A 12,708-nucleotide genomic window follows, 5' to 3' on the forward strand; every position below is an offset into this window, starting at 1 on the left:
TTATCCACACATTCCCCTTTCGCATCTATTTTAATGCTTATATCGCAAAAAATTGTACAAAAAAAAGAGAACCGACCGATGTCGATTCTCTTAAACATTCTTATTTTTGGAAGTTTGATTTTTCAATCCATTCTTCCAATTTGCCTTTTAACACGTTGAAGCCAGGAGCTTCTTCTTGTTTGAAAGCAGGACCTGCATCGCGACGTCCAGCGTTTTTGCGTGGGCCTTTAGCGCGTGCTTCGCGTTTTGGAGCTTCCTGAGTTGCTTTGATCGAAAGCTTCATTTTTTTGTTAGCTTCGTCGATGTCGAGAACTTTAACAGTTACTTCATCGCCAACTTTTACGTAATCGTTGATGTCTTTTACGTAATCGTGTGAGATTTCTGAGATGTGGACGAGACCTTGTGTTTGCTCGTCAAGTGCTACGAAAGCACCGAAGTTTTGAATACCAGTTACTTTACCAGTAACGACTTGGTCTTTTTCAAAGTTTGCCATAGTTTATACACTCCCTAACTAAATTCATCAACTTATAATAACATACTTTTTACAGATGGTAAAAAATATTTTTTAAATTGTTTATTTTTTATTTCTCAAGGGAACATTTTAGTAGCAAGACTTCAAGTATTCCCCCTGATTCTGCCGGACTTTTCGAGTCCGGCCCTTTTTTTGTCCATTTCTCGATTGACCTAAAAAATAAACAGATAAAAAGGACAGTCCGGCCTGCTCGCTTTCTGCGGACAAGCCATCATGCCGCTTCAGATGCGATGCATCTTCCAGGGTCACAATTAGCTTGTTTTTCCGCAGGAGTCGAGCATGACCTCACCTGTCCTAGCGTAAAGGAAAACGAATCGTGAATCAATAAAAATTTAACGTGGCATGCATTACTTACAAATCGTCAAATCCGTTCGCATCCGTCACTTTTGCGTACGAACGTGATTTTTGTTCGAAGAAATCGGATTTCGTCGCATTCATCGAGTCATCCGAATACGCACGAATCCACGGCATGACGTCCTCGTCATGTCCTTCATAGAGATCGGAGAGACCAATGACGCGAAGTCGTTTATTCGCGAGATACTTGACGTAGTCACGCATTTCACTGACATCGAGTCCATCCAAGTCACGCAGGACATACTCGCTCCACTCGATTTCGAGATCGACGGCACGCTCGAATGTCGCGTAGACAAACTTCGTGAATGAACCATCGGCATCGATCTCCGGGTGCTCCGTCAAGACGGCACGCAACAATTGGCTGATGAAGTACGAGTGTTGCAGTTCGTCACGCTGGATATAACTGATCATCGTCGACGTACCGACCATTTTTTGATGCCGCGCTAAGTTATAGAAGAAGGCAAAACCAGAATAGAAGTTGATTCCTTCAAGAACGATTGATGCGACGAGTGATTTCGCAAAGTTTTCCGGTGTCCGGTCGTTTTGGAAATCTTCATATAAATCAAGAATAAAGGCATTCCGCTTCATGACCATATCGTCATCTTTTGCGATATCAAAAATCCGGTTTTGTTCCGAAAGTGGAACGAGACTCGATAAGACATAGCTGTACGATTGGTTATGGACGACTTCCTGTTGCGCGATGATCGCAAGAATTGCATGAATCGATGCATCTGACGTGAACATCGCCGACTCTAGGATGTAACGCGTTTGGACCGAGTCTAAGATTGATAGCAGACCGATGATGCGTTCAAATGCATCCTGTTCCCGCTCACTCAACTGGTTCCACTGTTGCATGTCTTTTGACATCGAAATCTCATCCGGAATCCAAAAGTTCGACAAAAGCTGTTTATAGATTGAATAAAACTGCGGATAGGCGATATCGTTCCAGTTGACGATTGAACTCGTCTCCCCACCGATAATGGCTGTCGCACGATTCGGATGGCGGGCATCAAGCAGTTTGATCTTTTGTAACTGTTCCATGTTGTTCGACTCCTTCTTGCTGTAATTGCAGGATCGTTCGTTTCGTCCATTCTTTGACGGTATGCGGACGATTCCGTGGTGACTGTTCGATTTTTAACAGTTCACCGGCGAGCGGCACACCAAACTTCGCGAGATGGTAGGCCATTTCATCAACGGCGCGGCAGTACTTGACGAACATCTTATCGCCCGTACCGAAGACGGCAGCTTGCGGGATTTTGTGCGGACTTTCCTTTAAGACAAGCTTCAGGCAGTCGCGCATTTCATCCGGTAATTGACCGTCGCCCCATGTGTAAGAACCAAAATAGACGATATCATAAGGTGCTAATTGATATGTCGTCACATCATCAGCGAACATCATCGTGGGTTCGACGTGCATGTCGGAACAGGCTTTCGCAATCAGTTCCGCAACCTCCTCTGTGTTACCGCTCATTGACGCATATACGATTGCTGCCTTCATGATATCGTCCCCTCTCTTATGACGAACACGACTCACATTCATCGATTTCGACGGTTGTCGAACGTGTGTAATAAATCGTCTTCATCCCCAGTTGCCATGCTTCCATGTGCATCTCGAGTAATTCAGTCGCTTTGACGTTGTTTTTGACATAGAGATTAAAACTGATTGCTTGGTCGATGTGACGTTGGCGCGATGCATTTTGACGAATGCTCCACAGTTGATCAATCTCAAACGCTGATTTATAGAACCAGTTCGTATCCGGCGTCAAATCCGGCACCGTCACAGGAATCTTGTAGTTTTTCTTTTCTTCTGCGTAGACTTTTTTATAGATGGGATCAATCGATGCCGTACTACCGGCGATGATTGCTGTCGATGAGTTCGGTGCGACTGCCATCAGGTAGGCATTTCGCATACCGTGCTCTGTGATATCTGCTTGGAGACGATCCCAGTTCAGCTCGGCAGTTGATTTATAGTGACGACGTTTGATGTATTCACCTGTTTGCCATTCTGATCCTTCGAATAAACGGTATGCCCCTTTTTCTTTCGCAAGTTGCATCGATGCATCAATCGTCAAGTAAGCGATTTTTTCGTAAAGACGATCCGCATACTGGACGGCTTCGACCGATTCCCAGCGAATCCCTTCGAGTGCAAGCAGATGGTGCCAACCGAACGTCCCGAGACCAACGGCACGGTATTTTTGGTTCGTGATTTGTGCTTGCGGGACGTCAATCGTATTCAAATCGATGACGTTGTCGAGCATCCGCATCTGAATCGGAATCAACCGTTCGAGGACATCCGAACGAACGGCGCGCGCGAGGGCGATCGAAGATAAGTTACAGACGACGAAATCGCCCGGTGTTTTCGTAATGATGATTTTTCCATCTTCCGTGTATTCTTCCGTCACCGTCGTCGGACTCATGTTTTGCATGATTTCCGAGCAGAGGTTTGACGAATAGATCATGCCGGCATGCTTGTTCGGGTTGGCACGGTTTACCGCGTCACGGAAGAACATGTACGGTGTTCCCGTCTCGAGTTGCGAACGCATGTAGCGTTTGACGAGATCGATCGCCGAAACTTTCGTCCGGCTGAGACGCGGTTCGTTGACACAGGCTTCATACTTTTCAGTGAAGCTGCCGCCTTGTTCCGTCTCATCGAAATGATCTTCAAGACTAAAGCCCATCACCGTACGGATTTCGTGTGGATCGAATAAATACCAATCGCCACGCGCTTCAACCGTACGCATGAAGTGGTCCGGTAAACTCACGCCCGTAAAGAGATCATGTGTCCGCAATCGCTCGTCCCCGTTGTTGAGTTTCGCATCGAGGAACTCGAGGATATCTTTATGCCAAATGTCGAGATAAACTGCAATTGAACCTTGACGCATGCCGAGCTGATCGACACTGACTGCCGTGTTGTTCAACTGTTTCATCCAGGGAATGACACCACTCGAAACACCTTTGAATCCTTTGATGTCTGATCCGCGCGAACGAATTTTACCCATGTAGACGCCGATTCCGCCGCCGCCTTTTGAAAGTGTCGCAACGTCCGTATTCGAGTCGTAAATCCCACGGAGTGAATCGTCGACCGTATCGATGAAACAAGACGATAACTGTCCGTATGATTTCCCGGCATTCGAAAGTGTTGGCGTCGCAACCGTCATGTAGAGGTTCGACAAAGCCCAGTACGATTCTTTGACGAGCTCGACCCGGCGTTCTTTCGGTTCTGTCTGCATCAACGTCATCGCGATGATCATGAAGCGTTCTTGCGGTAGTTCATATAATTTTTTCACGTGATCACGGGCAAGATAACGATCCGCTAACGTCCGGAGACCAATGTATGTGAAGAGTTGGTCGCGTGAAGGATCGATTGTCGCAGCGAGTTCTTCGATTTCATCCTTCGTGTAGGCTGAAAGTAAATGTGGTGTGAAAATACCAATTTCAGTAAGCTTTTCAATCAACGTGTAAAGCGATCCATAACGTTCATCTGCTACATATCCACGATTTTCACTTGCCTCGAGATAAAGACGATTTAAGTACGTTGCCGTCGCGACGAACGTCCAGTTCGGTTCCTCTGCTTTTAACATGTCGAGCGCATGCATCGTCAACAATTCATACACTTGATCGGCCTGGAGGTTTTTCCCTTCGAGCGCCCGAATCGCGCGTTCTGTATAACGTTCGATGTCGAGTTCTGGATAAGACGCTGTCACTTGTCGAATCACGAGATATACATCTTCTATTGTCATTGCACCCTTATAGATGCGTGCTGTATTCAGTGGAGATGCCACTATGAACCACTCCCATTCTCTATCGTTAAACAGGTTCGCATTGCAGTAAAAAATGCGCTAAACTAAAAAAAGACGTCCTACATATAGAAAGAACTATTAAAGTGTCACTCTATATATAGACGTTTTAAGCGTTTTTAAACCTATTTATGTACAAGATATAGGTTATCACTGAATCAGCAAAAAATAACCCCTTGCATTAAAAATCAGGTCAAACAAATTTAAAAACGCAGACCACCGCCTTTTGAGATATATTGAGATAAGGAGTTGAACGCGTTTTGAGTTCAGAAGAACTTTTAAATAAATATGATCCTTTTCTCCTAGGGTCAGGAAATTATCCAACGGAAATGTCTGCTATACTAGTGCTATTAACGATTCATGATCAAGTAAGACCACTTGCACAAGCAATTGGTGAAATATTTGAAGAATCGTTTGGAGAACAACCCGATCAGCAGGAACTAACTACTCTCGCCACGAATTTACTTTTGTGCGAAGACTCGTGTGAACTTTGAAAGGAGACTTATTATGCAAGTAGACTACACACCGAACCCGAATTCAGTAAAAATCACGCTCGACGGTGATCGTTTTGGATCAAAAAGTACGAGCGTCAAAAAAGACGATACACCGGAGGATGCATTGCTCGCAGCATTGATCACCGTCGATGGGATCGATAACCTGTTCGCTTACGGTGACTTCATCACCGTCACGAAAGAACCGACAGCTGAATGGAACGAACTGCTTCCAGTCATCGAAGAACATATGTAATTATTACGAAAAGACACCTGGATGTTGCAGGTGTCTTTGTTGAAGGAGCCGATTCTCATGCCAATGGTATCTGTCATCATCCCGACGTACAATCGCCCACGTGAGTTATCTGAGGCGCTCGAAGCATTGACCCGTCAATACTATCAAGATTTCGAAGTGATTCTTTTGAACAACAACGGCGACTCGATTATTCCCGTCGTACGTGCTTTTGAAGACCGCTTAACACTTATCCATGTCGACTTACCTGAAAATCATCACGTCCGGGCTCGCAACCACGGCGTGACGATCGCGAACGGTCAATTCATCTTGCTCCATGATGATGATGATTTATTGTTGCCTTCTCATATCGAGGAATCGCTCGGCGATTTAGAAGCCGGGGCAGACTTGACGTATGCAGATGCCGAACTCTTTACGTATCGCTGGGAGAATGGACGCCGGACCGTCATCGATACGGAGCCATTCGCCTATCCATATGACCGTGACGCGATGAAGCAAGACTCGACGTTCATCCCATCCGGATCAATGTATCGCAAATCACTTCACCAAACACTTGGTGCGTTTGATGAAGACGTCTTCAACTACTGGGACTGGGACTGGATTCTCCGTGTCGGGAAGGACCATCTCGTGCTTCACCCAGCACGCGCGACGGTCCTCTATGCCTTTAATCCGTCCGGTAATCATCAATCCGCTCAGCAAGATGCGGCACGAAAAGTCTACTTCGACCGTCTCGTCGCTAAACACGAGTTGCCAACGACCGAAATGAAAAATTTTCATATTGTTCAGTCTGAACGCCGTGCCCGATTACGTGAGACACGCCGGACGTTTGACGGACAATTGACAGAAAGCGAGTGAATCCCGTGTATACAGAAAAACAATTAGAACTCTTAGAGTTACTATCACAAAGTGGTCCTGTCGATTCGACACTCGCTGCTCAAATGCTCGACCTGCCAGTCGACGAAGTCATCGACTCGATTGCCCGCTTTAAACAAGACGGTGTCTTGTTAGGTTATACGGCAGTCATCGATTGGCAAAAAATCAATTCCCACCATGGCGTCACGGCATTCATCGATGTCAAAGTTACACCGAAACGGGGCCGCGGCTTTGATGAAGTCGCAGAACGGATTCATCGTTTCCCGGAAGTCACGTCGCTCTATTTGATGTCAGGTGCTTACGACTTACAAGTCGTCCTTGACGGAAAGTCGCTTCAGGAAGTCTCGCAATTCGTCTCGGAAAAACTATCGACACTCGATTCCGTCATTTCGACGACGACCCATTTCCGTTTGAAGACATACAAACACGATGGTGTCCTCTTCAGTCAGGATGACGGCGATAAACGATTGAAGGTGTCTCCATGAAGTCACTTTCTGAACGCGTCGAACAATTAGCACCGTCCGGCATCCGTCGCTTCTTCGACTTAGCCGGTTCAATGGAAGATGTCATCTCGCTCGGCGTCGGCGAACCTGACTTCGTCACCCCGTGGAACGTCCGGGAAGCAAGCTTCGCCGCACTCGAGCAAGGGTATACGGCATATAGCGCCAATGCCGGTTTAGTCGAGTTACGGCAAGAAATCCGAAACTATATGCACGAAAAATTCGCAATCGAGTATCAAGTCGAAGACGAAATCATCGTCACGACCGGTGCATCCGAAGGACTTGATTTAGCTTTTCGGACGCTGATTAATCCTGGTGACGAGGTCATCGTCGTCGAACCGGCATTTGTCTCGTACGCGCCTTTAATTGAGCTCGCAGGCGGAATTCCTGTCGCTGCTGCCTGTCGCCCGGAAGACGGCTTCGCCATTCTTCCTGAGACGATTGAAGCCAAGATCACGGCACGGACGAAGGCCATCATTTTTTGTTTTCCGTCCAATCCGACCGGTTCTGTCATGACGCGCGATCAACTCGCAGATCTCGCCCTCCTCGCAAACAAACATGATTTATATGTCATCAGTGACGAAATCTATGCAGAGTTGTCGTATGAGGAAGAGGCGACGTGCTTCGCGACGTTACCTGGAATGCGGGAGCGCACGATTGTCATCAATGGTTTCTCAAAAGCCTTTGCGATGACAGGTTGGCGTCTCGGTTTTACCTGTGCGCCAAAAGAAATCACGGCGTGTATGCTGAAAGTCCATCAGTACGGCATGATGTGTGCACCGACGCTCGTCCAATTCGCCGGGATTGAAGCACTCCGTTCACGCCACAAGACGGTTCCTGACATGGTCCGTAGTTATCGCCAACGCCGTAACTACTTCGTCAAAGCTTTGAATGAAGCCGGTCTCCCGACTCATTCACCCGGGGGTGCCTTCTATGCCTTTCCCTACATCGGGGATACGGGTTTGACGAGTGAAGCCTTTGCAGAACAACTGTTACTAGCAGAACGTGTTGCCGTCGTTCCTGGTTCCGTCTTCGGGGCGAGTGGTGAAGGTTATGTTCGCGCAAGCTATGCCAGTTCAATCGAACAACTGCAAGAAGCCATCCATCGTATTTCTCGCTTCATGCAACAACTTGAACAACGAACGGCAGTTGCTGATCGTCTGACATGATTTTCCCGACCGTTTTCTTTCAACACACAAAAAGCGAACCACCTTACGAGGCGGTTCGCTTTTTAGCGTCGTTTTCGAATTACGCATCAATATAAAGCAACAAAAACATCCGGTGTTCGTCCTCTGAGTGAAACGGTGACACCGGCCCTAACTGTGAAGCATATACATCGATTCGGTACGGGGCTTCTTTAAAGGACAAAGGGGTTTGTTCCTTGATGATTCGTCCGATTTCTTCTGCCTGTTCTTTGACGGCGACCAATTGATCACTTCGCTCAATCGGTGCTTCCAGAACAAATGCCTCGATTCCCTCAGTACGAGCACACCGTAAGAAGCGTCGCAACGACGGTAGTGCCTGTTGGACGTTCTCTTCTAAGGAACGTTCCGCTTCATACACGGGCGCACCCCAGAGTCGCTCCTCACTGCCGGTCGCGCTCCGGTAATGATCAATCGTCGCTTCCGTAATGGGGTCTCGTGTCAACGCGAAACGCTTACTGTCACGCACAAGGTTCTTTTCATTCGTCCGATCGATTTCTTTTAACAAATCAAGACCTAATGGACGGGCAAACCGGAACAACTCACGCTGCAGACGGGCGAGTGACGTACCGACCGTAAGCGTTGCATCTGTCTTTTTCGGTGGCTTGTCTCCTTCGTAGCCGTTCATGACCCGGGCGACCTGACCTGCTTCATGAACGAGGCGGTAAAACGAGGCGTCCACTTCGTCCTGTTCTGTTTTCAACTGCTGATGCTCTGAGGCTAAATCGGTCACGTATTGGTTTGACAGACATGTTGAAATCATTAACACGTCGACGAGTTCGGCACACAGTAACGTCATGTCCTCTTTTTCTAACGCTTCTCCCACTTCCCCGACTTCTTCAATCAAGCGCGCGAGGCCAGAGAGCGGACGAAAATAACCACCTAACGCTCGAATCGTTTCATCGACTTTTTGTTGAAGTAGAATCATCTCCTGCATCCGTCTCGACCTCCGTCATTTCTTTAATCAACTGCTGCTGCGTTTGTCGTTGATACTGCTCAGTAAATTTTCGGTTTTTACGCCATTCACGGACGGCTACACCACTTGCGATCGCCAAGGAAACCAGTAGTCCCACTTCTTTTCGCTTCATCGAAATTCCTCCTCTGTTTGAACTACGTTCTCGTTCCTTAACATGCTATGATGATGGTATTACATATATATAAGAGGTGTTGCTCGTGTCGACTGAACGTCTTTGGCAATTGGCTCGTTTCATCGGTGTCATACTCGCCTTGTTTCTCACAGGTTTTATCATCATCCGCCTGTCTTCGTTGATGTATCCGTTCGTCTTCGCATTTTTATTAGCCCTACTCAGTCGTCCGCTTGTCGACTTTTTCCAAAAACGTCTTCGACTCAACCGTGGTTGGGGTGCGTTATTGTCCATCATCTTAATGAGCGGTCTTTTGATTGGTTCACTCGTCTTGATTGTCATGCAACTGATTCGAGGACTCGTCTTTGTCGCCAATCAACTCCCGGACCAAATCCAGGAACTTAGTCTCTATTTCCAAAAGCTCTACAATGACAAATTGGCCCCGATGTGGAACGACGCTTCGGAAGCGCTCCAATCACTCGGTCCATCACAACAGAATACGGTTCAAAACAGTATCGAGTCACTCGGAAGCTCACTTGCAAGCTTCATCGGTGAAGGATCTAAAAGTATCGCCACGATGTTACAAAGTGTGTTAGCGACCTTACCTTCAATCGCCTTGATTCTCGTCATCGTCCTGCTCGCCTGGTTTTTCCTTGCGAAAGACTGGCACAAATATGAAATCAGGATGAAACAGTACGAGATGTTTCCCTGGTTCGCACGTGCAGAAACGGTCGTTTCGAGTCTTCGGTCCGCCCTATTTGGCTACATCAAAGCCCAATTGACACTGATTACGATTACATTTTTCATCGTCTTGATCGGTCTTTTGATTCTCGGTGTCGATCATCCGTTTGCGATTGCTTTCATCGCCGCTTTCTTTGACATCTTGCCGTACCTAGGTACAGGATCTGTCTTTTTACCGTGGATTGCTTATTCGATCATCACAGGAGATACGGGACTTGCGATCGGACTTGGTATTCTGTATGCAGTCGTCATTTTGCAGCGTAATATCATGGAACCGAAAATCGTCGGTGACAATATCGGCATCCAGCCGATTACGGCACTTATCGCCTTGTTCGTCGGGATTAAATTTTTCGGGGTCTTCGGTCTGATCCTCGGACCGCTCGTCGCCGTCATCATCAAAGCGTTATATAATGCACAAATCTTTCATTATTTATGGGACTTTATTAAAGGATCACCCACACCATTCCGGTGAGGGTGATTTTTTTGGTGCTGCCGCATATAAGGGATGACCCGTCGTATCAATCGGTCGATGGTTCGGGAGATATTCCACCGGACAAGTCGCTGCGACGGCAAGCAGACAGGCATCAATCCAGTCGTCAGTCGCAACCCCTTTGACGGATTGTTCCCAAAAAGCAGGACATGCGAACTGCCGTAACAATTCTATCCGCTCCTTTATCCCCTCGACCGTCTTTTTGTTATGGCGGGCCGGGTGACCGGTCAAGCGAGCAAAACAAACTTCCGGATGCGACTCGTACATCCCGTTCCGGTAATAACTACGCGCTTCCCGAATCTTCGGTAACAAGTACCAGGCTTGTTTTGATAAGCCAAGTCCTGCCGCTTGTTTTGACTGCGCGTTCGCGGTGGCATAGTCACATGCATCAAGCGCCGACACTAATGGTGCATTGAAGACACTACTCGTCCGCCCCGGCTTCAGCTCATTTCGTAACAACTGATCGACGATTCGTCTTGTGTCTGTTTCAAGTCCGATCGGCATGTCGATGTAGAGCACGTCGCCACTTTCGAGTTGATCGAGGTGTTCGACGATTTGATAGGAAAACCGACCCTTTTCAATCGAGACAGCGACCCAGCCGGCTTTTGCTGCGTCAATCCCGGTGACGCGCATTCGTTTTCTCCCGTAGCACCTTCAGTAATGACAAGACCGTGAAGACTCCTAAAAACGTAGCCCATGCCAGCGAAACGCGTGAACCCGACTCTACATACCAGACGATGCTGAGCACCGTCATGATGAGTAAGAGGACGTTCAGCCATCTCATCCTTCTTGTTCAGCGAACCGGTACAGACTTCGAACCATGACACCTGTCGCACCTTTTGGACCAAGCTCCGATGCTGATTTTTGCTCTGATGTTCCGGCGATATCAAGATGGAGCCATGGCGTTTTCCCGACGAATTCACCAACGAACGCTCCGCCAAAGATCATGTGTCCCATCCGTCCCGGTGAGTTATTTAAATCAGCGACTTCCGACCGGCGCACTTGTTTAATGAATTGATCGACGTACGGCATCTGCCAAATCATCTCGTTCGTCTCTTTTGTGATGGTTTCAAAACGGCTGTACAAAGCTTGGTCGTTCGTTAAGGCTCCCGTGATTTCTGTCCCGAGCGCAACGAGCACTCCACCCGTCAATGTCGCGAGATCAATGATCATTTTCGGATTGTATTCTTTTGCATAGGTGACAGCGTCCGCTAAGACGAGACGACCTTCCGCATCCGTATTCAAGACTTCAATCGTTTTTCCAGCCATCGATGTAATGACATCGTCCGGTTTGAAGGCATCACCTGAAATCATATTGTCCGTTGCCGGAATCACTCCAAGGACGTTGACGTTCGGCTTAAGTCGACCGAGGGCTTCGAATAAGCCGAGGACGGCTGCTGCTCCCCCCATGTCCCCCTTCATGCCGACGATACCGTCTTTCGGTTTAATCGAGTAACCACCTGTATCGAACGTGACACCTTTTCCGACGACGGCGATTGGTGCTGCATCACGCGCCCCTTTATATTCGAGGACGATCATTTTCGGAGGGATCGTCGAGCCTTGATTGACGGCAAGCATCGCCCCCATGCCGAGTGCTTCCATTTCTTCTTTTTCAATGACTTTTAACGCATGTCCATGACGTTCCGCAATGAAACGAGCTTCGTCAGCGAGTGCCGGCGCCGTCAGGATGTTCCCAGGCATCGTGACGAGACGACGGGCTAAATTCGTTGCTTCAGCGAGGGCATGCCCGCGTACTGCTTCTTGCTCCCCTTCATCGGACCAAATCGTCAAATCGAGTTCGTACGAAGTGCTTGGCCCTGTTTTGTAGTGCTTGACGTCATATGTAGCAAGTGCAAACGTCTCAGCGATCAACTCGGCAGGTTTGCCCGGGAATGTCGCAGCATCAACCGTGACGTTCGATAGCTTCCGGACTTTTAAAAATTGGGCGGCTTTTCCTAACAGCCGACGTAATTCATCTTGTGATAGATGGTCCGCTTTACCAAGACCGACAAATAACACACGGGCAATCGTCCCCGTCAACGTCGGCAATAACCGGAGTTCGCCTTGTTTCGTCGAAATATCTCCACCGCGGACCCACTCATCAAACCGCTCCGGATAAAGTGCCTGAATCCGTTCTTCCATTTGTGCATTTCCTGAGATACCGACGACGAGTACTTCGATGTCTGCTTGCTGATCTACTTGTTTTAATCGCATCTTAAAAATCCCCCTTTAGTGTTACTAATAAGTATGAAGTGTTTTGCGCCATTTTCCAACTGATAGCCATCACGCAAACTGAAAACGCTCTCATTTTTGACGTTCGGTAATTTGTCGAAATGCACGGCTCCAAACAATTGTTGCCCGTTTCACAATGTGATAGGATTAACAGGTGA

General features: G+C 47.8%; 15 protein-coding genes. 6 read left to right on the plus strand and 9 right to left on the minus strand.

What is annotated here, in order from left to right:
• Nucleotides 1-100: 100 nt before the first annotated feature.
• The 4 genes from yugI to P403_RS0104220 form a co-directional block, all read right to left on the minus strand.
• A complete protein-coding gene (gene yugI, locus P403_RS0104205; RefSeq protein WP_012371159.1) occupies nt 101-493 on the minus strand; it encodes a S1 domain-containing post-transcriptional regulator GSP13 in 393 nt (130 codons plus the stop codon).
• A gap of 390 nt (nt 494-883) precedes the next feature.
• Entirely contained in the window at nt 884-1,927 is a 1,044-nt protein-coding gene (locus P403_RS0104210) for a ribonucleotide-diphosphate reductase subunit beta (RefSeq protein WP_029331224.1), read from the minus strand.
• Complete coding sequence (locus P403_RS0104215) at nt 1,896-2,384, minus strand: flavodoxin domain-containing protein (protein ID WP_029331225.1); 489 nt, start codon at nt 2,382-2,384, stop codon at nt 1,896-1,898. The genes P403_RS0104210 and P403_RS0104215 overlap by 32 nt, the downstream gene beginning before the upstream one ends.
• A gap of 16 nt (nt 2,385-2,400) precedes the next feature.
• Nucleotides 2,401-4,668: a ribonucleoside-diphosphate reductase subunit alpha gene (locus P403_RS0104220; protein WP_029331226.1), complete on the minus strand. Its 2,268-nt coding sequence runs from the start codon at nt 4,666-4,668 to the stop codon at nt 2,401-2,403.
• 275 nt (nt 4,669-4,943) lie between these two features.
• On the opposite strand from P403_RS0104220, the gene P403_RS0104225 reads away from it, so the two are divergent.
• Genes P403_RS0104225 through P403_RS0104245 form a run of 5 tightly spaced genes read left to right on the plus strand, consistent with a single transcriptional unit; the run spans nt 4,944 to nt 7,969 of the window.
• Complete coding sequence (locus P403_RS0104225; RefSeq protein ID WP_029331227.1) at nt 4,944-5,177, plus strand: DUF1871 family protein; 234 nt, start codon at nt 4,944-4,946, stop codon at nt 5,175-5,177.
• A gap of 13 nt (nt 5,178-5,190) precedes the next feature.
• The gene (locus P403_RS0104230) at nt 5,191-5,430 is read left to right on the plus strand and encodes a NifU N-terminal domain-containing protein (RefSeq protein ID WP_029331228.1); all 240 of its coding nucleotides are present in this window, start codon (nt 5,191-5,193) and stop codon (nt 5,428-5,430) included.
• Between the two features lie 57 nt (nt 5,431-5,487).
• Nucleotides 5,488-6,282 carry a glycosyltransferase family 2 protein gene (locus P403_RS0104235; protein WP_029331229.1) on the plus strand — a complete coding sequence of 265 codons (795 nt, stop codon included), beginning with the start codon at nt 5,488-5,490 and terminating at the stop codon, nt 6,280-6,282.
• Between the two features lie 5 nt (nt 6,283-6,287).
• Nucleotides 6,288-6,785, plus strand: a complete 498-nt coding sequence (locus tag P403_RS0104240) for an Lrp/AsnC family transcriptional regulator (RefSeq protein WP_051667304.1) — start codon at nt 6,288-6,290, stop codon at nt 6,783-6,785.
• A complete protein-coding gene (locus P403_RS0104245) occupies nt 6,782-7,969 on the plus strand; it encodes an aminotransferase (RefSeq protein ID WP_034800876.1) in 1,188 nt (395 codons plus the stop codon). The genes P403_RS0104240 and P403_RS0104245 overlap by 4 nt, the downstream gene beginning before the upstream one ends.
• Before the next feature lie 79 nt (nt 7,970-8,048).
• Here the strand turns inward: P403_RS0104245 and P403_RS16265 are convergent, their stop codons facing one another.
• Together P403_RS16265 and P403_RS0104255 are read right to left on the minus strand one after the other, a co-directional pair.
• The gene (locus P403_RS16265; RefSeq protein WP_167331089.1) at nt 8,049-8,939 is read right to left on the minus strand and encodes a MazG nucleotide pyrophosphohydrolase domain-containing protein; all 891 of its coding nucleotides are present in this window, start codon (nt 8,937-8,939) and stop codon (nt 8,049-8,051) included.
• Nucleotides 8,902-9,090: a hypothetical protein gene (locus tag P403_RS0104255; protein WP_029331233.1), complete on the minus strand. Its 189-nt coding sequence runs from the start codon at nt 9,088-9,090 to the stop codon at nt 8,902-8,904. Before P403_RS0104255 ends, P403_RS16265 begins: the two co-directional genes overlap by 38 nt.
• Before the next feature lie 85 nt (nt 9,091-9,175).
• Between P403_RS0104255 and ytvI the strand changes: the two genes are divergently transcribed.
• Nucleotides 9,176-10,300: a sporulation integral membrane protein YtvI gene (gene ytvI / locus P403_RS0104260; RefSeq protein WP_029331234.1), complete on the plus strand. Its 1,125-nt coding sequence runs from the start codon at nt 9,176-9,178 to the stop codon at nt 10,298-10,300.
• Here the strand turns inward: ytvI and P403_RS0104265 are convergent.
• From P403_RS0104265 to P403_RS0104275, 3 genes are read right to left on the minus strand one after another with little or no spacing between them, the layout of a single operon-like run.
• Entirely contained in the window at nt 10,280-10,951 is a 672-nt protein-coding gene (locus P403_RS0104265; RefSeq protein ID WP_029331235.1) for a DUF429 domain-containing protein, read from the minus strand. The two genes, ytvI and P403_RS0104265, sit on opposite strands and share 21 nt — an antisense overlap.
• A complete protein-coding gene (locus P403_RS16575; protein ID WP_157898492.1) occupies nt 10,932-11,102 on the minus strand; it encodes a hypothetical protein in 171 nt (56 codons plus the stop codon). The genes P403_RS0104265 and P403_RS16575 overlap by 20 nt, the downstream gene beginning before the upstream one ends.
• Nucleotides 11,099-12,532 carry a leucyl aminopeptidase gene (locus P403_RS0104275; protein ID WP_029331236.1) on the minus strand — a complete coding sequence of 478 codons (1,434 nt, stop codon included), beginning with the start codon at nt 12,530-12,532 and terminating at the stop codon, nt 11,099-11,101. The genes P403_RS16575 and P403_RS0104275 overlap by 4 nt, the downstream gene beginning before the upstream one ends.
• Nucleotides 12,533-12,708: the final 176 nt, after the last annotated feature.

The organism is Exiguobacterium oxidotolerans JCM 12280, assembly GCF_000702625.1.
In the GTDB taxonomy this organism is placed as follows: Bacteria; Bacillota; Bacilli; order Exiguobacteriales; family Exiguobacteriaceae; genus Exiguobacterium_A; species Exiguobacterium_A oxidotolerans.

Coding starts and splice junctions, on each gene's coding strand:
- yugI (WP_012371159.1), bottom strand. CDS start 493: ATGGCAAACTTTGAAAAAGACCAAGTCGTTACTGGTAAAGTAACTGGT.
- P403_RS0104210 (WP_029331224.1), bottom strand. CDS start 1,927: ATGGAACAGTTACAAAAGATCAAACTGCTTGATGCCCGCCATCCGAAT.
- P403_RS0104215 (WP_029331225.1), bottom strand. CDS start 2,384: ATGAAGGCAGCAATCGTATATGCGTCAATGAGCGGTAACACAGAGGAG.
- P403_RS0104230 (WP_029331228.1), top strand. CDS start 5,191: ATGCAAGTAGACTACACACCGAACCCGAATTCAGTAAAAATCACGCTC.
- P403_RS0104235 (WP_029331229.1), top strand. CDS start 5,488: ATGCCAATGGTATCTGTCATCATCCCGACGTACAATCGCCCACGTGAG.
- P403_RS0104245 (WP_034800876.1), top strand. CDS start 6,782: ATGAAGTCACTTTCTGAACGCGTCGAACAATTAGCACCGTCCGGCATC.
- P403_RS16265 (WP_167331089.1), bottom strand. CDS start 8,939: ATGCAGGAGATGATTCTACTTCAACAAAAAGTCGATGAAACGATTCGA.
- P403_RS0104255 (WP_029331233.1), bottom strand. CDS start 9,090: ATGAAGCGAAAAGAAGTGGGACTACTGGTTTCCTTGGCGATCGCAAGT.
- P403_RS0104265 (WP_029331235.1), bottom strand. CDS start 10,951: ATGCGCGTCACCGGGATTGACGCAGCAAAAGCCGGCTGGGTCGCTGTC.
- P403_RS16575 (WP_157898492.1), bottom strand. CDS start 11,102: ATGAGATGGCTGAACGTCCTCTTACTCATCATGACGGTGCTCAGCATC.
- P403_RS0104275 (WP_029331236.1), bottom strand. CDS start 12,532: ATGCGATTAAAACAAGTAGATCAGCAAGCAGACATCGAAGTACTCGTC.